The sequence below is a fragment of the Streptomyces sp. NPDC053750 genome (genome assembly GCF_044544295.1).
GTDB lineage: Bacteria > Actinomycetota > Actinomycetes > Streptomycetales > Streptomycetaceae > Streptomyces.
In genome coordinates this window covers 172434-191302 of sequence record NZ_JBITXB010000002.1, presented here as the reverse complement: position 1 = coordinate 191302, position 18869 = coordinate 172434, and the positions used below count along the sequence as shown (strand labels likewise).

Here is an 18869-nt window from a genome sequence, read left to right as displayed (position 1 = left end):
GCCAACCCGCGGGAACCCAAGGAGAGTTGCACTCGACTGCCTCCCCTAAGGAGGTGCGTCTGTGACGACGGGACGGACAGAACAGGCCGGGCGGAACGGGGCGGGTTCGGCGACCGGGGAAGGAGCGACAAGGGCTCTGACCGTGCTGCTGACGTGTGCCATGGCCTTCTCGATGATGCAGTTGTTCCTGCTCGGGGCGCTCGGCCCGCGGCTCGTGGCGGACCTCGGCGTCTCACCGACGGTGCTCGGGCTGACGACCACCGTCGGGTTCGCCACGGCGGCCGTGCTCTCCCCGGCCGGCGGCCGGGTGGTGGACCGGGTGGGGCCCCGGCGCTGCCTGGTGGCCCTGCTTGCCGTGGCCGCGGTCGCGCTGGCGCTGATCGGAACGGCTCCGGGCTCCGGGTTCCTGTTGGCCGCCGTCGCGCTCGGCGGACTGCCGCAGGCGCTGGCCAACCCCGCCACGAACAAGGCGATCCTCGCCGCCGTACCACCTGCCCGGCGCGGCTCGGTGACCGGCATGAAGCAGTCGGGGGTGCAGCTGGGGGCGTTCGCGGCCGGACTGCCGCTCGCGGCGCTGGCCGGTCTCACCGGATGGCGGGGCGCCGTCTGGACCGCGGCGGGCGCCGCGGCGGTGGCCGCCGTGTGGGCGGCACGCGCATTGCCCGCCGACCCGCCCGCGAAGTCCACCCCGGCCATCTGGGTACCGCGCGGGATGACCGCGTGGCTGATGGTGTTCTCGCTGCTGCTCGGCTGCGGCATCGCCTCGGTCAACACCTACCTGTCGCTGTACGGCACCGAACGTCTGGGGCTCGGCCCCACGGCGGCGGGGGCGCTGGTGGCCGTGCTCGGCGTCTCCGGGATCGCGGGCCGGCTGGGCTGGTCGAAGGTGGCGGGGCGGCCCGACCGGGCGGTCTGGCTGCCGGGCGCGCTCGCCGTCGGAGCGCTGGCGGCGGCCCTGCTGCTGGCAGGCTCGTCATCGGCTCGCCCGCTGGTGTGGGTGGCTGCCCTGGCCGTCGGCGTCTTCGCCGTGGCGGCGAACGCGGTGTCGATGGTCCTGATCATGCAGCGCGCCGCGCCAGGCCGGGCGGGCCAGGACTCCGCGCTGGTCTCCGCAGGCTTCTTCGCCGGGTTCGCGGTCGGTCCGCCGCTGTTCGGAGCACTGGCCGAGGCGGGCCGGTACGGAAGCGGGTGGCTTCTCGTGGCGGCCGAGTTCGCGGGCGCCGGTGTGGTGGCGTTGCTGTGGTCCGTGCGGGAAAGCCGGTCGGACGTCCTGTCATGAAGGCACGCCCGGACGGGGACGCTTTCCCGTCCGAGGACCGGCGGGCGGGCCGCGTGAAACCGGGCTCGGCACCCGGCTGGGCCGCTCCGGGGCTCGGCTCCGTCCTCGCCAGGGTCGCCGTCACCCGCGCCGAAGTCGGCGACCGGTTCCCCCTCTACGCGAACCCGGGCACCGGGGCGTGGAGGACGACGGCGCGCGGCTCCTGGACCGGCGGCTTCTGGGCGGGGCTGCTGTGGCTGCGCGCCCGGCACACCGGCGATCCCTCGGACCAAAAGGCCGCGCGGGCGTGCACGGCGCGTCTGGCCGACTGGGCCAGGGCGGACACCTCCACCCGGGGGCTGATCCTCTGGTACGGCACCGTCCTCGCCGACGACGGGGAGCGGATCCGGAACCAGGGCGCGCGTGCCTGCCGGGACGCCTTCGATCCGGAACTGGGTCTCGTTCCGTGGGGTTCGGCGTTCGGCGGGCCGCGGCTGATGGCCCGTGTGGACGGTGTACCCGGCATGGTGCCGTTGCTGGCCACGGTGGACGTGGAGGCCGCCCGCTCCCATCTGCGCCGGCACCTCGACCTGTGCCTCGGGAGCCAACCGTCCTCCTGGTCGTGGCTGCACGCCGAGGCGACCGGCTGGACCGCCTGTGCCGACCCGTCACCGGGCTGGAGCCGTGGTCCGGCGTGGCTGCTGCTCGCCCTGGCCGAAGGCGCCTGTCTGCCGGACGGCGACTCGTTCGCCGCACTCGCCGACACGTTGACGCCGGCCTCTCCCGTGCCGCTCGCCGACACCGCTCACCCCGGTGGTCCTCTCGACACCTCCGCCGCCGCCATCACCGCGCTGGCTCTGCTGCGACTGGGACGTCGGGACCAGGCCGTCGGTGTCCTCGAAGTGCTGGTCGACCGATATCTGACCGCCGACGGGCGCCTCCTGGACGGCTGTTACGACCTGGAGTCCGGAACAGCCGTCCGCCACGAGCTGATCTGGGGCGACTTCTTCCTGGCGTACGCCCTCGCGGAACTCACCGGCCGGGCGGCCGGTGGCACCGGCTAGGCCCGCTCCGTACGCAGCACACGCCGCGCCACGGAGGTGATGTGCAGTTCGTCGGGGCCGTCGAGGATGCGAGCCGCACGCCCCGTACGGAACAGCGCGGGGAGCGCGGTGTCCGGGCCGAGTCCCGCCGCGCCGTGGACCTGTATCGCCGCATCGGCCACCTGTTGGAGCGTGCGGGCCGCGGCGACCTTGGCCAGCCCCACTTCCACATGGGCGTCGAGTCCCGCGTCCAGCCGGGACACGGCCTCGTGGACCAACGGCCGGGTCGTCCGCAGGGCGAGCAGCGACTCGAAGACGTGACGCTGGACGAGTTGCAGGTCACCGAGCGGACCACGGGAGCGGGAGCGGGTGACGGCACGTTCCCGCATGAGATCGAAGGCACGGCCGGCCTGGCCGAGCCAGCGCAGACAGCGCAGGGTCCGGCCGAGCTGGAGCCGTTCGGCGGCGACGGCGAGGGCCTTGCCGCGTTCGCCGATCAGGTGGTCGGCGTCCACCGCGACCCCGTCGAGTGCGATCTCCGCCTGCCCGGCGGCGCCGAGCACGGGCAGTTCGCGCACCACCCGGAAGCCGGGAGCGGCGGTCGGGACCAACAGCAGGGACAGGCCGTCCCGCTCCGGGGGCCGCCCGTCCGTGCGCGCGAGGACGGTGACGAGGTCCGCGGTGTCGCCCCCGCTGACGAACCACTTGCCTCCCGTCAGCCGCCAGCCGTCCTCGGTCTCGGCGGCGCGGGTGGCGGTGAGGAACGGGTCGGTGCCGGGGGCGTCCTGCTCGGTCATCGCATAACCGGCCCGCAACTCCCCCGCGACCAGCGGCACGAGGTATCGCTCGCGTACGTGCGGGCTGCCGTGTCGCGCCAGCATGAGCGCGTCCAGCAGGGAAGCCGAGCCGAGGGCCGCCGGTCCGTGATCGCTGGCGCCCTCCGCCTCCGCGACATGGGCGTACGAGCGCAGTCCGAGCCCCTGACCGCCCAGTTCGACCGGAAGGGGCAGTGCCCACAGGCCCTGTTCCTTCGCCTCCCGGCGCAGCCGGTGCAGCGTCCGGGCCGCGTCCGGGCCACCGCTGTCCAGGACCCGTTCGCAGGGCAGGACCCGGGCGCGGACGAAGTCCGCCACCCGGTCCTTCAACTCCCGCACCTCCGGCGGGCACTGCGGGTCACCGAGCGTCTCGTCCAGCACGTCTCCCCCACCTTTCAGGGAACTCCAGCTCTCGCCGGTCCGACTGTCTGTTCGTGGAACCGGTCGGGGGTGATCGCCCCCGGGTTCCCGCGCGTCAGGAAAGGAGAGGCATGGCACCACCAGCCACACCGGCCATCGCGCAGACGTCCCGGCCCCTCGACGGACTGCGTCTGGAAGCCTCGGGCCCTGCAGGGCCGGTGGACGGACTCGTCACGGAGCACCTACGGCTGCTCGGCGCGGAGGAGACCGGACGCTCCGGCGAACGCATGACACTCGTCGGCCCGGAGGGCGGCGGCATCACCGCCCACGTGACGTGGGGCGACCTGGCCGTCGACGAGGCGACCACACAGGCGGCGACGGGCATCATGGCCGTGCACGGCCGCCGGGACGGGGCGCCTCGCGGGCTCGCCGCCGACTACGCCGCCACCGCAGCCGGTGTTCTGACCGTGCAGGGCCTGCTGGCCGGGCTTCTCGCCCAGGCCCGCGGCTCACGGGTGACGAGCACCGAGGTGAGCGTCGAGCGGGCCGGGCTGCTCGCCGTCTCGCAGTACCTCGCCGCGGCCGGGGCGGAGGAGGCCGAGGCCGCGGAGACCGCACCGGGCGGTCCGCCGTTCACCTCCGCCGACGGCGTCGTCTTCGAGCTGGAGACGCTCGATCCGGGCGCGTGGGCCGCTTTCTGGCGCACCCTCGGCGCACCGGCGGACGCGGTACGGCACGGCTGGCGGCCCTTCCAGTTCCGGTACGCCACGGCCTGCGCGCCCTTTCCGCAGGAGCTGCACACCTCGGCCGGCGGCCACGGCTGGGAGCGCGTCCGGGAAGCGGCCCGGTCCTCCGGAGCCGAGGTGTGCGCCCTGCACACGCTCACCGAACGGGCCGCCGAGTACGACGGGGCTCCGCCCTGGAAGCTGACGGCGCACGAGGCGTCGTACTCCGGATCCGGTGCACCACCGCCCGTCGACGCCCCGCTGGCCGGGCTGACCGTCCTGGAGGCCGGGCGCCGGATCCAGGCGCCGCTCACCGCGCACCTGCTGGGACTGCTCGGCGCCGAAGTGGTGCGGATCGAGCCGCCGGGCGGTGATCCGCTGCGCGGCATGCCGCCGACCTGCTCGGGGGTCTCGGCCCGCTGGCTGGCACTCAACCGGGGCAAGAAGGCCGTCGAGGTGGACATCAAGTCCGCCGCGGACCGCGAGCGGCTGCGCGCGATGGCGGCGGACGCCGATGTGTTCCTGCACAACTGGGCGCCGGGCAAGGCCGCCGCGCTCGGCCTGGACCACGAGGACCTGTCCGCCGGCAACCCCGCGCTCGTCTACGCGTACACCAGCGGCTGGGCCGACCGGCTGCCCGGGGCGCCGGTGGGCACCGACTTCATGGTGCAGGCCCGCACCGGAGTGGGGGAGGCGGTGCGGCCCGCCGACGAACCGCCCGTGCCGTCCCTGATGACACTGCTCGACGTACTCGGAGGGCTCCTCGGGGCCGAGGCCGTCCTCGCGGGGCTGCTGCTGCGCCGGCGCACGGGAGCCGGTGTGCGGGTGGACTCGTCCCTGCTGGGGGCGGCCGACGTACTGACCACGCCGGCCCGGACCCGTGCGGCCCAGGGCCTCGGCCCGCGTCGGCCGGCCGGATTCCGCCGGCCCGTGCCCACGGCCGACGGCTGGATCGCCCTGCCCGACCACGCGGCGCACCCGCACGACGTGCGTCACCTGTCCACGGCCCGGGCGCTGGAGCGGCTGCACAAGCACGGCACGGCCGCCGTCCCGGTCGTCACCGACCTCGCCGACCTGCTCTCCTCCGGCCCGATCAACCGCGACGCCCACGGCTCCCCCGCCGTTCCCGCCCCCTGGAGGTTCGCATGACCGTCGCCCTGCACGACCTGCTGCCCGCCACGCTGCGCCGTACCTGGGCCGTGGAGGGGACCTGCCCCGACCTGGACCTCTACAGCCTCTACCGCGCCCGTCAGATCGCCGACCCGCACCGTACGGCGGTCCTCGACGGCAAGGGGAAACTCTGTTACACCGCTCTGGACCGCAAGGCCCGATGTCTGGCCGCCGGGCTCTCCGGCCTCGGCATACACGCCGGTGACGTCGTCGGCGTCCAGCTGCCGGGCGGCCGCGACGCCGTCATCGCGGACCTCGCGCTCGCCGCCCTGGGCGCGGTCGCGCTGCCCTTCCCGGTCGGACGGGGCGGGCGCGAGGCGGCCTCACTGCTGCGCAGATCGGAGGCGGTCGCGGTGATCGCGGCAGCCGAGCACCGGGGCAACCACCATGCGGCCGACCTGCTGGCGCTGACGGATGAACTGCCCGCCCTGCGGACGGTCGTCGCCGCGGGGCCGGCGGGTGCCGCACCGGAGGGAGCCGTCCCGCTGTCGGCCTTGATGCGGACCGACCCGAAGACGTTCGTACCGGCCCGCCCCCACCCCGACACCGCCGCCCGCATCCTCGTGTCCTCCGGGTCGGAGTCCGAGCCGAAGATGGTGGCCTACTCGCACAACGCCCTGGCCGGCGGCCGGGGCAACTTCCTCGGCTCCCTCATCCCGGACGGGCGCCCGCCCCGCTGCCTCTTCCTGGTCCCGCTGGCCTCCGCCTTCGGCAGCAACGGCACCCCGGTCACCCTCGCCCGGCACGGCGGAACCCTGGTCCTGCTCGACCACTTCACCCCCGAGGCCGCCCTGGAGGCACTCGCCGAACACGAACCGACCCATGTCCTGGGCGTACCGACCATGATCCGCATGATGCTCGACCGGATCGCGGAGGGCGGGCACCGGACGTTCACTCCGCCGACGGCCGTGGTCGTCGGCGGCTCACCACTGGACGAGGCCACCGCGACCGAGGCCCGCCTGGCCTTCGGCTGCCCGGTCGTCAACCTCTACGGCTCCGCCGACGGCGTCAACTGCCACACCGGGCTGACGCACGGCTCCCCCGACGGCGACGGACGGCCCGGCATCGCCGCGGGACAACCCGACCCCCGGGTCGCCGACATACGGATCGCCGTACCCGGCACCCGTGAGCTGCGGGAGGTCGGCGGGGGCACGGTCGGTGAGATCGTCGCCCGGGGACCGATGACACCGCTGTGCTACGTCGCCGCCCCCGACCTCGACACCCGCTACCGCACCGAGGACGGCTGGGTGCGCACCGGGGACCTCGGGCTCATCGACGACGACGGCACGCTCCGGGTCGTCGGCCGGCTGAAGGACGTGGTGATCCGCGGCGGTGCGAACATCAGCCCCGCCGAGGTCGAGGTCGAACTGGCCACGCACCCGGCGGTACGGGACGTGGTCTGCGTCGGCGTGCCCGACCTGCTGATGGGCGAGCGGCTCGCGGCCTGCGTCGTGCCCAGGGACGAGGCGGCGCCCACGCTGGAGGATCTGTGCGCCCACCTGGACACGCGAGGTCTGGAACGACGCAAACACCCCGAGCGCCTGCTGGTGCTCAGTGAGCTGCCCTTGACGCCGGCCGGCAAGCCGGACCGGGCGGTGCTGCGGGAACGGTGCACGCCCGAGGCGGAGCGACAGCAGCAGCCCTTGGCTTCGACCGGCTGACCCACCGGACGACAAGGGCCGCCCGGGGGACACCCCGGGCGGCCCTTCCCACGTACGGCGCGACGGCTCAGGAGGCGTTCATCGCCTCCTGAAGCGTCGTCGCCGCGTTCTTGTAGACGGTCAGCAGATCCATGCCCTTGTCCGGGTAGTTGACGATCCCCACCTGGCGCGCGCCCGAGTCGGGCAGCACGGTGCCGGCCGTCATGTGCACGTTGTCGAGCACCAGTTGGGGCTTCTTCCTGGACAGGTCGGACAACTGCTCGGCCGTCACGGCCTCGGGTCCGTACGTGCCGACCACCTCGGCCCCGGCCAGCTTCGCCGACCAGGCGGAGAAGACCTGGGCGACGACGGTGGGCGCCTTGCCGTCCGGCCAGGCGCTCTTGAGGTCCTTCTGCAGCTTGCCGTACTCGGTGTCGAACGAGGTGATCCACTCGGCGGCGGTGCCCGCGGTACCGAAGATCTTGCCCAGCCGGGTCACCTCGGCCTTGGCCTTGTCCGCGTCGTTGTCGAGATTGACCTCGACCAGTTCGGCGTCGCCTCCGGCGGCCTCCTTGAACTTCTCGGCGTACGGCTCGAAGGGCGCGTACAGCACGAAGTCGGCGTCCGCCACGGCCGCGAGGTCGGAGGGTTTCGGGTCGTAGTCGGGGGCGTGCTGCACCGACTCCGGCACGATGACCTTGACGTCCTCGGCGCCGGCGGCCTTGGCGAATGCCCCTTCCCAACTGGTCGTGGCGACCACGACCGGGCCGGTGCCCTTCCCCGCCGCGTCCGCGTCGGACGAGGAGGACGACGTGTCGCTTTCCCCACCGCAGCCGGTGGCCGTCAGCAGGAGGGCCGCGCTGCAACTCAGTGCGAGGAGGGGAGTGATGCGGACGCGGGTGCGCGCCATGAGCTGATTCTCCGTTCGGGTACGAGATGGACGGCGAGGACGACCACGCCGGCCGTGAGGACGAGGACGGGACCGGGCGGCCAGTCGAACCGGAGTGCGACCAGGAACCCGGTCAGGTTCACGACCACGCCGATGCCGACCGCCCACACGGTGATGGACAGCAGGGAGCGGCCCAGCCGCCGGGCGGCGAGGGCCGGAAGAAGCGTCAGCGCGTCGACGAGGAGAGCACCGGTGAGCTTGATGGCTCCGGCGACGGACACCGCGACCAGGACCAGCAGCACGAGGGTGAGCCGGTCGACCCGCACGCCCGCGGCCAGGGCGAGTTCACGGTCGTAGAGGAGGAGCGCGATGTCTCTGCGACGCCACCAGAAGAGGGCCGGTACGACGACGGCCAGCACGACGAGCAGCCACAGGTCGGCGGTACCGACCGAGAGGATGGACCCCCAGAGCAGGGAGAAGGCGCCCGCCGCGTTGACACCGGAGACGGCCAGCACGAGCAGGGCTGCGGCGATCGCCAGACTCATCAGCAGGCCCATGGCACCTGACAGACCGTCCGGGGTACGGGCCAGTGGAGTGACGCCGGCACCGGCGAGGGCGCAGGCCACCAGCGCGCACAGCATGGGATCGAGCCCGGTCAGCAGAGCGACGGCGATGCCCAGGAGTGCGACGTGCATCATCGCGAACCGCACCGGCATGATGTCGAGGCCGACGATGACGACACCGATCACCGGCAGTCCGACCGCTGCCACCAGCAGGGCGACACCGGCCCGTTGGACGGGCACGAGCTGCAGGAGCTGACCGACGTCGGCCGCGGCCAGGGCGCTCACCGGACCTCCCGCAGACGTCCCGCGGCCATCTCCAGCACCCGGTCGCAGCGCTCGGCCAGAGCCCGGTCGTGGGTGACGACCACGACGGTCACCGGCAGGGAGAGCAGTACGTCGGCCGCCTCCTCCTGACCGGAGAAGTCGAGGGCGGCGGTGGGCTCGTCGGCGAGCAGGACGCCCGCCCCGGCCGCCACACAGCCGACCGCCCGCGCCAGGTACATGCGCTGAAGCTGACCACCGGACAATGTGTGCAACGGCCGGTCGGCAAGATGCCCGACCTCGAGCTTGTCGGCCGCCCCCGCCGCCTCGGCACGCGCACCGCCGCTGGCCAGCAACTCGCCTGCCAGCAAGGGAAAACGGCCGGTCGCCGGTTTCTGCGGGATCCACGCGCACGCCCGTCGCCGCCACGCCCACTCGGCGGCGCTCCCGGTGTCCCGGCCACCCACCAGGATCCGGCCCGCGACATGCCGGTGCAGCCCCAGAACGGCGCGCAGAAGAGTGGTCTTGCCCGACCCGTTGGTGCCGGTGAGCGCCACTCGCTGCCCGCGCACGATGTCGAGATCGACGTCGCGCACGGCCTCGACCCGGCCGTGCCGGCACACGACGCCCGACATCCGGACATCCAGCCCTTCCATGCCACCTCCCTGCCTCCTCACAGCAGTCGGACGGGAGAGGCAGTCGGTTCCCGGGCGGGGCGAAGAAGCTGCGACGGCAGCGGACTTGACCTCCCGGGCAGGCCGCCGCGCGTTCGGCCCGCAGTGGCCGGGTGCGGAAATCACGGCGCCGTAAGTGCCTACCGGTCCGAGCGCGTCCAGGACTTGCAAGCAGGGGCGGAACACGGACACGCCGGAATGGCCTCCGGCCAGGTCGTCACGGCCGGAGGCTTGCACCGCCTGCAGATCAAGGTCGACAGGACGAGCACGAGCGGGGCGTCATACGGCCGCGCAACGGCAGTCGACGGCCCGTGACTGGACACTGTGGTCAAAGATCTCAAGAGTCAGACCCCGTCGGGCGCAACATCGCGCAAACGCCCCATCGATCCCGGCGCACCGGGCATGTCGGACCACGTGAGTGGGGCTGTGGTAGCTTCCGGACGCCAGTCGAACTCGTGAGTGTGGTCGTACGCGTGCACGGGTCGGGGAATCCGGTGAGAGTCCGGAACTGACGCGCAGCGGTGAGGGTGACGGGCGGGGCAGCAAGCCACTGGACGACGGTCACGGCCGGGTCCGGGAAGGCGTTCCGCCGGGGTGATCCCGAGTCCGAAGACCTGCTGGCGACCGATCGTCCGCACGGGCCCCGCGTATGGGTCCTCACGCCTAGGAAGCCGCCACCGTGCACGTGTCACGTCCCGCCCGTTGTTCCGTCCTGCTCCTGACCGGGTCCCTGCTGCTCGCCGCGTGCGGTTCCGACTCCGGCTCGTCCGCGAAGTCCGGCGGCTCCGGTGCCGGAGCCGTCACCTTCGACAACTGCGGGCAGAAGGTGACGGTCGCAGCTCCGCCGAAGCGGGCCGTGTCCCTGAACCAGGGCACCACCGAGATCCTGCTCTCCCTCGGCCTGGCCGACCGTATGGCGGGAACCGCCACCTGGACCGACCCGGTCATGAAGGGACTGGAGAAGGCCAACGCCGAGGTGCCCCGGCTCGCCGACAACCAGCCGTCGTTCGAGAAGGTCCTGGCCACTGAACCGGACTTCGTCGCCTCTTCCTTCACCTCAACCCTGGACAAGGGCGGGGTGGCTCCCCGCGAGAAGTTCGAGGAACTCGGCGTGCCGACGTATCTGTCGCCCGCCGACTGCGAGGGCAAGGACAACAGCGGCGACGGCGACGGCTCACGGACGAAGTCCCTGGACATGGAAACGGTCTATCGCGAAGTGCGGGAACTGGCGCGGGTCTTCGGGGTGGAGGAACGGGGCGAGCAGTTGGTCGACCGGCTGAAGAGCCGGGTGACGAAGGCGACGTCCGGGATCCGGGCCGGGAGCACCACCGTCCTGTACTGGTTCGCGAACCAGGAGTCCCCCTACATGGCGGGCTGTTGCGGCGCGCCCGGCATCATCAGCAACGTGCTCGGCGCGAAGAACGTCTTCGACGACAGCACACAGGAATGGCCGCAGATCAACTGGGAGACGGTCGCCGACCGCGACCCCGACGTGCTCGTCATCGGCGACCTCACCCGCAAGTCGCAGACCGCCGAGTCGGCCGCGAAGAAGATCGCTTTCCTTGAGTCGAACCCGGTGACGAAGAACATGAAGGCGGTGAAGGAGAAGCGGTACGTGCTGCTCAGCGGGCAGGCCATGAACCCGACGATCCGCACCGTCGAGGGCGTGGAGAAGGTGGCCGCGGCGCTGCGGGCGTACGGACTCGCCGGATGACCACCGCCCTGCGGTCCTCCCCCGTCCGCCCGACGCGGGGCGCCGTCCGGGTGCTGCGCGTCGTGGCCGGCCTGGGCGGCGGGCCGGCAGTGCTCGCCGCTTCCGTCGCCGTGGCCATCACCATCGGCCCGGCGGACATCGGTGTGGGCGACGCCTGGTCGGTGGTCGCCTCCCGCCTGGGCTGGGGCACGACGGAGCTGACCCCGATCCGGGAGGGCATCGTCTGGAACCTGCGGCTGCCGCGCACCCTGCTCGCCGCGGTGTGCGGCGCCGGACTCGCCGTGTGCGGCGCGGTGATGCAGTCCCTGCTGCGCAATCCGCTCGCCGACCCCTTCGTCCTGGGCGTCTCCTCCGGGGCGTCGACCGGCGCGGTGGCCGTCATCGTGCTCGGCGCCGGCGGCGGTCTCCTGTCCGTTTCCGGTGGCGCCTTCGTGGGCGCCCTGGGCTCGTTCGCGCTGGTGCTGCTCCTCAGCCATACGCTCGGCGGGACGACGGACCGCGTGGTGCTCTCCGGAGTGGCCGCGATGCAGTTGTTCTCCGCCCTGACCTCGTTCGTCGTGACGACGACGGCCGACGCGGAGACCACCCGGGGCGTGCTGTTCTGGCTGCTCGGCTCTCTCAGCGGGGCCGGCTGGACCGAGGTGGGACTGTGCACGGCCGTCCTGGCGCTCGCCCTCGTGGTGTGTCTGGGATACGCGCGCACCCTGGACGCGTTTGCCTTCGGCCAGGACGCCGCCGCGTCACTCGGGGTCGTGGTCGCCCGGACCCGGCTGGTGCTGCTGTGCGTGACCGCGCTGCTGACCGCCGCGCTGGTCAGCTCGGCGGGGGCGATCGGCTTCGTCGGCCTGGTGCTTCCGCACGCCGCACGCGCCCTCGTCGGCCCGGGGCATGCCCGGCTGCTGCCGGTCACCGCGCTCGCCGGGGCGGTGTTCCTGGTCTGGGCCGACACCCTGGCCCGTACCGTCCTCGATCCCCAGGAGGTGCCGGTGGGCGTGGTGACCTCGCTGGTCGGCGTTCCGGCCTTCGTCCTGATCCTGTACCGCACGAGGAGGACGCGATGACGACCGGCACCGAGCGGCGGGACAACGGCGCCCGGCCGCCCCGCTCCGGGCAGGCACCCGACGCGACGTCGTCCGCCGAGCCGCCCACCCTCGCCGCCGACCGCGTGAGCCGCACCCTCGGCGGGCGGCTGATCCTCGACGGCATGAGCCTCGCCCCCCGCCCCGGCTCCGTGACCGGGCTGCTCGGCCCCAACGGCTCGGGGAAGTCGACACTGCTGCGGCTGCTGTCCGGCGTCCTCGCCCCCACCTCCGGAGTCGTGACTCTCGACGGGCATCCACTCGGCGACTGGGGCCGCCGCGCCGTGGCCCGACGCGTGGCCGTCGTCGAACAGCACGCCGACACCCTCGTCGAGCTGACCGTTCTCGACGTCGTGCGCCTCGGCCGCATCCCGCACCGACGCGCCTGGACCCCCGCCACCACGGCCGACGAGGAAGCCGTCCACACCGCCCTCGAGCGCACCGGCCTCACCGACCGCGCGGACCAGCCCTGGCACACGCTCTCCGGCGGCGAACGCCAACGCGTGCAGATCGCCCGCGCCCTGGCCCAGGAATCGCGCGAGCTGCTCCTGGACGAACCCACCAACCACCTCGACATCCAGCACCAGCTCGACCTGATGGACCTGATCGCCGGGCTCCCCGTCACCAGCGTCGTCGCCCTGCACGACCTCAACCTGGCAGCCATGTACTGCGACCAGGTCGTCGTACTCCGGGACGGCCTGGTGGTCGCCGCCGGCCACCCGGGCGACACGCTGACCGAGCCCTTGATCGCCGACGTGTACGGCGTGCGCGCCGAGGTCACCCGCTCCGGTCCCGGCGACCGGCCCCACATCCGTTTCCTGGGCACGGTGACCGGCAACTGACGGCAGGCCACCACCCGCACCGTCCCCTGGGAGAGCCCTGAGTCGCCTGACGGTCGACGGGCGGGAAGCCCCTCCCCGTCGCTCCCGACCGCGGCGCGCCCCTACGCTGGGCCCGCCCCACGCTCCGGCCGGGCGTCGGAGCCGGTGACCGGGTACGGGACGAACGTGCTGCTGTCCTGGTCGATCCGCAGGGCCCGGCCGAGCGGGGGCGCGGCGCGCTGGGGGCAGTCGAGGCGTTCGCAGACCCGGCAGCCCATGCCGATGGGCGTGGCGGCCGAGGCGTTGTCGAGGTCGAGGCCGTCGGAGTAGACGAGGCGAGGGGAGTGGCGGATCTCGCAGCCCAGGCCGATGGCGTACGTCTTGCCCGGCTCGCCCCAGCCGCCGCGGTGCCGGGTGACCGCGCGGGCCGTCCACAAGTACCGCTGCCCGTCCGGCATCTCGGCCACCTGGACGTGGATACGGCCGGGGGCGGTGAACGCCTCGTACACGTTCCAGAGCGGGCAGGTGCCGCCGGCCCGGCTGAAGTGGAACCCGGTTGCGGACTGGCGTTTGGACATGTTGCCGGCCCGGTCGACCCGGACGAAGGAGAAGGGCACGCCGCGCAGGCGGGGGCGCTGCAGGGTACTCAGACGGTGGCAGACGGTCTCGTAGCCCAGGCCGTAGCGGTCGGTGAGGCGCTCGATGTCGTACCGGAACTCCTCGGCCGCGGCGTGGAAGGCGGTGTACGGCAGGATGAGCGCGGCGGCGAAGTAGTTGGCGACGCCGATGCGGGCCAGCGCGTGGGCCGGTGAACCGGGTTCGAAGTCCTCCGCGGCCAGCCGGTCCAGGTTCTCGTCGTACTCCAGCAGAGCGAGCTGCGTGGCCATGCGGAAGGCACGCTGGCCGGGTCGCAGCCGCGGGGACAGGTGAAGGGCGCGGCTGCGCCGGTCGTAGTGGTGCAGCCGCTCGCCGGGCTCCGCGGCGAGATGGACACCATGGGCGTCGGCGAGGCGCCCGGTGAGTGCCCCGATCACCTCGCCGGGGCGGACGCCGATCTCCTGGGCAAGGCGCTCGGCGGCGAGGTCTGTGTCGTGGAGGTAGTTCTGGCGGCGGTAGAAGAAGTCGCGGATCTCCTCGTGGGGCGTGGAGGCGGTTCCCCGATCGTGGCCCCGGCTGTCCGCCGCCCCGGCCAGCCGCTCGGACAGCTCCTGGTTGCGGCGTCCGAGGTCGAGCAGGACCTTCGCGACGCCGGGCAGCCGGGCGGCGAGGTCACCGAGGTCGGCCGCGGACACCCGGGACTCGGCGATCTCGCCGGCGAGCGCCTCACGGAGGTCGGCCAGCAGGCGCGTGGTGTCCCGCTCGGAGAAGAAGCCCGGGTCCACGCCGAACGCCTCGGTCAGCCGCAGCAGGACGGGCACGGTGAGGGGACGGGAGTCGTGTTCCATCTGGTTGAGGTAGCTCGGGGAGATGGCGAGTACGCGGGCGAGGTCCGCCTGGCTCATCCGGCGTTCCTCGCGCAGTCGTCGCAGCCGCGCTCCCGCGTACGTCTTGCTCACCGAACCGCTCCTCTGGCAGCTGGGACTCCGTTGCGGTCAGCGTAAGGGAGAGGTCCGCTCTCCGGGTCTTCGCAAGGTTGGCAAAAACCGGCGAGAAGATTCGCAAAGATTGGCAGGCGTCCCAACTTGATGGCACTCAGTGCCAGTGCCAGAGTCGTAGTGCGGCCCGCCGGACCGGGCAGGTACAACCCGGAACCGGGGCACGATTTCTGCCCTGACGTCGGAGACCCCGGTAGTGGCGGCGACCTGCACCGGCGACATTGCTCAGCTCCACCTCCCAGGTGCCGACGGGCCGCATCCCAGTAGACGACACGCAGTGCCAACTCTGTTCATCCGGACGGGGCGGGATTGGCAACCAGTACAGACCAAGGAGACGGAGACAGTCATGGCGGACGCGAGGACGAGCACGCAGGCGGCCGAGGAACTGGCACGGCGTTGGGCCACCGACCCGCGCTGGCAGGGCATCGAGCGCACCTACAGCGCGGAGGACGTGGTCCGGCTGTCCGGCAGCGTCCGCGAGGAGGCCACCCTGGCCCGACGCGGTGCCGAGCGGCTGTGGCGGCAGCTGCACGAGCTCGACTACGTCCACGCGCTCGGCGCTCTGACCGGCGGCCAGGCGGTGCAGCAGGTGAAGGCCGGGCTCCAGGCGATCTACCTGTCCGGCTGGCAGGTCGCCGCCGACGCCAACCAGGCCGGGCACACCTACCCCGACCAGAGCCTCTACCCCGCCAACTCGGTGCCGCAGGTGGTGCGCCGCATCAACAACGCGCTGCTGCGCGCCGACCAGATCGCCACCGCCGAGGACGCCGGGGACACCACGGACTGGCTCGCGCCGATCGTGGCCGACGCGGAGGCCGGGTTCGGTGGCCCGCTGAACGCCTTCGAGCTGACCAAGGCGATGATCGCGGCGGGCGCGGCCGGCATCCACTACGAGGACCAGCTCGCCTCCGAGAAGAAGTGCGGCCACCTCGGCGGCAAGGTTCTGGTGCCGACCTCGCAGCACATCCGCACCCTCAACGCGGCCCGCCTGGCCGCCGACATCGCCGACACACCGACCGTCGTCATCGCCCGCACCGACGCCCTCGCCGCCAATCTCCTCACCAGTGACGTCGACGAGCGCGACGCCGAGTTCGTCACCGGCGAGCGCACGGCGGAGGGCTTCTACCGAGTGCGGAACGGGATGGCCCCGGTCATCGCCCGCGGTCTGGCCTACGCCCCGTACGCCGACCTGATCTGGGTGGAGACCGGCACCCCGGACCTCGCGCAGGCACGCGAGTTCGCCGAGGCGATCCACGCGCGGTACCCGGACCAGATGCTCGCGTACAACTGCTCGCCGTCCTTCAACTGGAAGGCTGCGCTGGACGACGACCAGATCGCCAAGTTCCAGCGTGAACTCGGAGCCATGGGCTACAAGTTCCAGTTCATCACCCTGGCCGGCTTCCACTCCCTCAACCACGGCATGTTCGACCTGGCGCGTGGTTACGCCGAGCACGGCATGACAGCCTACGTGGATCTCCAGGAGAAGGAGTTCGCCGCGCAGGCCCAGGGCTTCACCGCCGTCAAGCACCAGCGCGAGGTCGGCACCGGCTACTTCGATCTTGTCTCCACCGCCGTCAACCCGGCCTCCTCCACGACCGCGTTGGCCGGGTCCACGGAGGAAGAGCAGTTCCACTAGGCCACCGAGCCGGACACCACGCGTCCGGCCGGCCCCGCCGGCGGAGGGGGACGAACCGTCCCCGTCCCCCTCCGCCCCACCTCTCAGGAGAGCCCAATGACCGTCACCGCACCCACCCAGCAGCTCCGTGTCCTCGCCGCGCCCGGCCACCGGCACGACGAGATCCTCACCCCCGCCGCCCTGGACTTCGTCGGCAGGCTCGTCGAGGCGTTCGCGCCGCGTCGGCGGGACCTGATGAAGGAACGCCGCCGGCAGGCGCTGCGACTGGCGTCGGGCTCGCCCCTCGACTTCCCGATGGTCACCGCCGCGGTCAGGGCGGACGACGGCTGGCAGGTCGCGTCGCCCGCGCCCGGCCTGACCGACCGGCGGGTGGAGATCACCGGGCCTCCGGAGCGCCGTATGGCCGTCAACGCGCTCAACTCCGGCGCCCAGGTCTGGATGGCGGACTTCGAGGACGCCACCGCACCGCTGTGGGACAACGTCGTCGGCGGGCAGCTCACCCTCCTGGACGCCGTCGAACGCCGGCTCGACTTCACCACGCCCGAGGGCAAGGAGTACCGGCTCGGCGACCGGCTCGCCACCATCATGGTCCGGCCGCGCGGCTGGCACCTGGACGAGGAACACCTGGAGTACGAGGGCCGCCCGGTCCCCGCCGCGCTCGTCGACTTCGGGCTGTACTTCTTCCACTGCGCCCAGCGGCAGATCGACGCCGGACACGGCCCGTACTTCTACCTGCCGAAGCTGGAGAACAGGTACGAGGCCCGGCTGTGGAACGACGTCTTCCTCCTCGCCCAGGACCTGCTCGACATCCCGCGCGGCACGATCCGCGCCACCGTGCTCATCGAGACGATCACCGCCGCGTTCGAGATGGAGGAGATCCTCCACGAACTCCGCGAGCACAGCGCGGGACTGAACGCGGGCCGGTGGGACTATCTGTTCAGCGTCATCAAGACCTTCGGCCACCGCACCGACTTCCTCCTGCCCGACCGCGCCAAGGTGACGATGACAGCCCCCTTCATGCGGGCGTACACCGAGCTTCTCGTCCGCACCTGCCACCGGCGCGGCGCCCACGCCATCGGCGGCATGGCCGCTCAGGTCCCCGTCAAGGACGCCTCCGCGAACGAGGCGGCGCTCGCCAAGGTGCGCCTGGACAAGGAGCGCGAGGCCGAGGACGGCTTCGACGGCTCCTGGGTCGCGCATCCGGCACTCGTCCCCGTCTGCCGCGAGGTGTTCGACGGTGTCCTGGGGGCGCGGCCCCACCAGCTCGACCGCACCCGCGACGAGGTCGAGGTGACCCCGGCCGACCTGCTGTCCGTGCGCCGGATCAGCGGCCCGCCCACCATGGACGGCGTGCGCACCAACATCGCCGTCGCGCTGCGCTACTACGCAGCCTGGCTGCGCGGGCAGGGCGCGGTCGCCCTCGACGGGCTGATGGAGGACGCGGCCACCGCCGAGATCGCCCGGGTGCAGATCTGGCAGTGGCTGCGGCACCGGGTCGTCGACCGCGAGACCGTGGAACAGATCCTCGACGACGAGATCACGGCGCTCGGCGCCGAGTACCCGTACACGTCCGTCGAAGACGTGCGCGCGCTCTTCGAGCAGACGGCGTTGCGACACGAGTTGCCGCTGTTCTTCACCCCAGGCGCCTACACCCGCCACCTCGTGCGCCGCACGGAGGTGCAGGCGTGAGCGCGAGCGTCACGCGCGTCGGCGTGGTCGGTGGCGGCCAGATGGGCGCGGGGATCGCCGAGGTCTGCGCGCGAGCGGGGCTGGACACCGTGGTCTGCGAGGTGGACGCGGTCGCAGCCCGCGCGGCACGGGACCGGATCGCCGCCTCCCTGGACCGTGCCGTACGACGCTCCAAGCTGAGCCGCGAGGCCGCCGACGACGCCCGTGCCCGGCTCGTCTTCACCGGTAACCTGGAGGATCTCGCCGACCGGCAGCTCGTCGTCGAGGCCGTCGTCGAGAACCCGGACGTCAAGACCGAGGTCTTCGCCGCCCTGGACAAGATCGTCGAAGACCCCGCAGCCGTCCTCGCCACCAACACCTCATCCCTGCCCGTCATGCGGCTCGGTATGGCCACCTCCCGGGCGGACCGGGTCGTCGGCCTGCACTTCTTCAACCCCGCTCCCGTCCTGCCCCTGGTCGAGGTGGTCACCTCGCTGCACACGTCGGCCGGGACGACCGCCCTGGTGGAGGACTTCGCGGCCCGCACGCTCGGCAAGACGGTCGTCCGCTCGAAGGACCGGGCCGGCTTCGTCGTGAACGCGCTGCTCGTCCCCTACCTGCTCTCGGCCGTGCGGATGGCGGAGTCCGGCTTCGCCACCGCCGCCGACATCGACGCGGGCATGGAACTGGGCTGCGCCCACCCGATGGGCCCACTGAAACTGGCCGACCTCATCGGTCTGGACACCGTGGCGTCCATCGCCGAGTCCCTCTACGACGAGTTCCGCGAACCCCTCTACGCTCCGCCTCCGCTGCTCCAGCGGATGGTGGAGGCGGGACTGCTGGGCCGCAAGACCGGCCGGGGGTTCCACACCTACGACCAGGGCTGAGGGCCTGGTACGACGTGGGCCGAGGGGCCCGCGGCGCCACAGGGGTGAGGGTCCCTGCGGCACGACGGGAA

15 protein-coding genes and 1 riboswitch are annotated in these 18869 nt (G+C 72.6%); of the genes, 10 read left to right on the top strand and 5 right to left on the bottom strand.

All coding sequences use genetic code 11. The features are described 5' to 3' along the window. Positions 1–160 precede the first annotated feature (160 nt). Both ACIGO6_RS06240 and ACIGO6_RS06235 read left to right on the top strand, forming a co-directional pair. Positions 161–1279, top strand: a complete 1119-nt coding sequence (locus ACIGO6_RS06240; protein ID WP_399873576.1) for an MFS transporter — start codon at positions 161–163, stop codon at positions 1277–1279. Further along, positions 1276–2322: a sugar ABC transporter permease gene (locus tag ACIGO6_RS06235; protein WP_399872055.1), complete on the top strand. Its 1047-nt coding sequence runs from the start codon at positions 1276–1278 to the stop codon at positions 2320–2322. The genes ACIGO6_RS06240 and ACIGO6_RS06235 overlap by 4 nt, the downstream gene beginning before the upstream one ends. On the opposite strand, the gene ACIGO6_RS06230 is transcribed toward ACIGO6_RS06235, so the two are convergent. After that, the gene (locus ACIGO6_RS06230) at positions 2319–3497 is read right to left on the bottom strand and encodes an acyl-CoA dehydrogenase family protein (RefSeq protein ID WP_399872052.1); all 1179 of its coding nucleotides are present in this window, start codon (positions 3495–3497) and stop codon (positions 2319–2321) included. The genes ACIGO6_RS06235 and ACIGO6_RS06230 overlap by 4 nt on opposite strands. Positions 3498–3607: 110 nt before the next feature. On the opposite strand from ACIGO6_RS06230, the gene ACIGO6_RS06225 reads away from it, so the two are divergent. Both ACIGO6_RS06225 and ACIGO6_RS06220 read left to right on the top strand, forming a co-directional pair. Further along, a complete protein-coding gene (locus ACIGO6_RS06225) occupies positions 3608–5350 on the top strand; it encodes a CoA transferase (protein ID WP_399872051.1) in 1743 nt (580 codons plus the stop codon). Further along, on the top strand, positions 5347–7032 hold the full coding sequence (locus ACIGO6_RS06220; protein WP_399872048.1) for a class I adenylate-forming enzyme family protein: 1686 nt from the start codon (positions 5347–5349) through the stop codon (positions 7030–7032). The genes ACIGO6_RS06225 and ACIGO6_RS06220 overlap by 4 nt, the downstream gene beginning before the upstream one ends. A gap of 67 nt (positions 7033–7099) precedes the next feature. On the opposite strand, the gene ACIGO6_RS06215 is transcribed toward ACIGO6_RS06220, so the two are convergent. From ACIGO6_RS06215 to ACIGO6_RS06205, 3 genes are read right to left on the bottom strand one after another with little or no spacing between them, the layout of a single operon-like run. Then, a complete protein-coding gene (locus ACIGO6_RS06215) occupies positions 7100–7921 on the bottom strand; it encodes a metal ABC transporter solute-binding protein, Zn/Mn family (protein WP_399872047.1) in 822 nt (273 codons plus the stop codon). After that, on the bottom strand, positions 7879–8748 hold the full coding sequence (locus ACIGO6_RS06210; protein WP_399872044.1) for a metal ABC transporter permease: 870 nt from the start codon (positions 8746–8748) through the stop codon (positions 7879–7881). The genes ACIGO6_RS06215 and ACIGO6_RS06210 overlap by 43 nt, the downstream gene beginning before the upstream one ends. Beyond that, the gene (locus tag ACIGO6_RS06205) at positions 8745–9380 is read right to left on the bottom strand and encodes an ATP-binding cassette domain-containing protein (protein ID WP_399872041.1); all 636 of its coding nucleotides are present in this window, start codon (positions 9378–9380) and stop codon (positions 8745–8747) included. The genes ACIGO6_RS06210 and ACIGO6_RS06205 overlap by 4 nt, the downstream gene beginning before the upstream one ends. Positions 9381–9838: 458 nt before the next feature. Then, positions 9839–10035, top strand: a riboswitch (cobalamin riboswitch). Positions 10036–10077: 42 nt separating this feature from the next. Here ACIGO6_RS06205 and ACIGO6_RS06200 point away from each other — a divergent pair. The 3 genes from ACIGO6_RS06200 (at position 10078) to ACIGO6_RS06190 (ending at position 13033) form a co-directional block, all read left to right on the top strand. After that, the gene (locus ACIGO6_RS06200) at positions 10078–11112 is read left to right on the top strand and encodes an ABC transporter substrate-binding protein (RefSeq protein ID WP_399872038.1); all 1035 of its coding nucleotides are present in this window, start codon (positions 10078–10080) and stop codon (positions 11110–11112) included. After that, on the top strand, positions 11109–12173 hold the full coding sequence (locus ACIGO6_RS06195) for a FecCD family ABC transporter permease (protein ID WP_399872036.1): 1065 nt from the start codon (positions 11109–11111) through the stop codon (positions 12171–12173). Before ACIGO6_RS06200 ends, ACIGO6_RS06195 begins: the two co-directional genes overlap by 4 nt. 143 nt (positions 12174–12316) lie before the next feature. Continuing rightward, on the top strand, positions 12317–13033 hold the full coding sequence (locus tag ACIGO6_RS06190; protein WP_399873573.1) for an ABC transporter ATP-binding protein: 717 nt from the start codon (positions 12317–12319) through the stop codon (positions 13031–13033). Positions 13034–13134: 101 nt separating this feature from the next. Here ACIGO6_RS06190 and ACIGO6_RS06185 read toward each other — a convergent pair whose 3' ends face one another. Next, on the bottom strand, positions 13135–14568 hold the full coding sequence (locus ACIGO6_RS06185) for a short-chain fatty acyl-CoA regulator family protein (RefSeq protein ID WP_399872033.1): 1434 nt from the start codon (positions 14566–14568) through the stop codon (positions 13135–13137). A gap of 385 nt (positions 14569–14953) precedes the next feature. Here ACIGO6_RS06185 and aceA point away from each other — a divergent pair, with 385 nt between their 5' ends. The 3 genes from aceA (at position 14954) to ACIGO6_RS06170 (ending at position 18798) form a co-directional block, all read left to right on the top strand. Next, positions 14954–16243: an isocitrate lyase gene (gene aceA, locus ACIGO6_RS06180; protein WP_399872031.1), complete on the top strand. Its 1290-nt coding sequence runs from the start codon at positions 14954–14956 to the stop codon at positions 16241–16243. A 96-nt stretch (positions 16244–16339) separates the two neighbouring features. Next, positions 16340–17932: a malate synthase A gene (aceB, locus tag ACIGO6_RS06175; RefSeq protein ID WP_399872029.1), complete on the top strand. Its 1593-nt coding sequence runs from the start codon at positions 16340–16342 to the stop codon at positions 17930–17932. Next, positions 17929–18798, top strand: a complete 870-nt coding sequence (locus ACIGO6_RS06170) for a 3-hydroxybutyryl-CoA dehydrogenase (protein ID WP_399872026.1) — start codon at positions 17929–17931, stop codon at positions 18796–18798. The genes aceB and ACIGO6_RS06170 overlap by 4 nt, the downstream gene beginning before the upstream one ends. Positions 18799–18869: the final 71 nt, after the last annotated feature.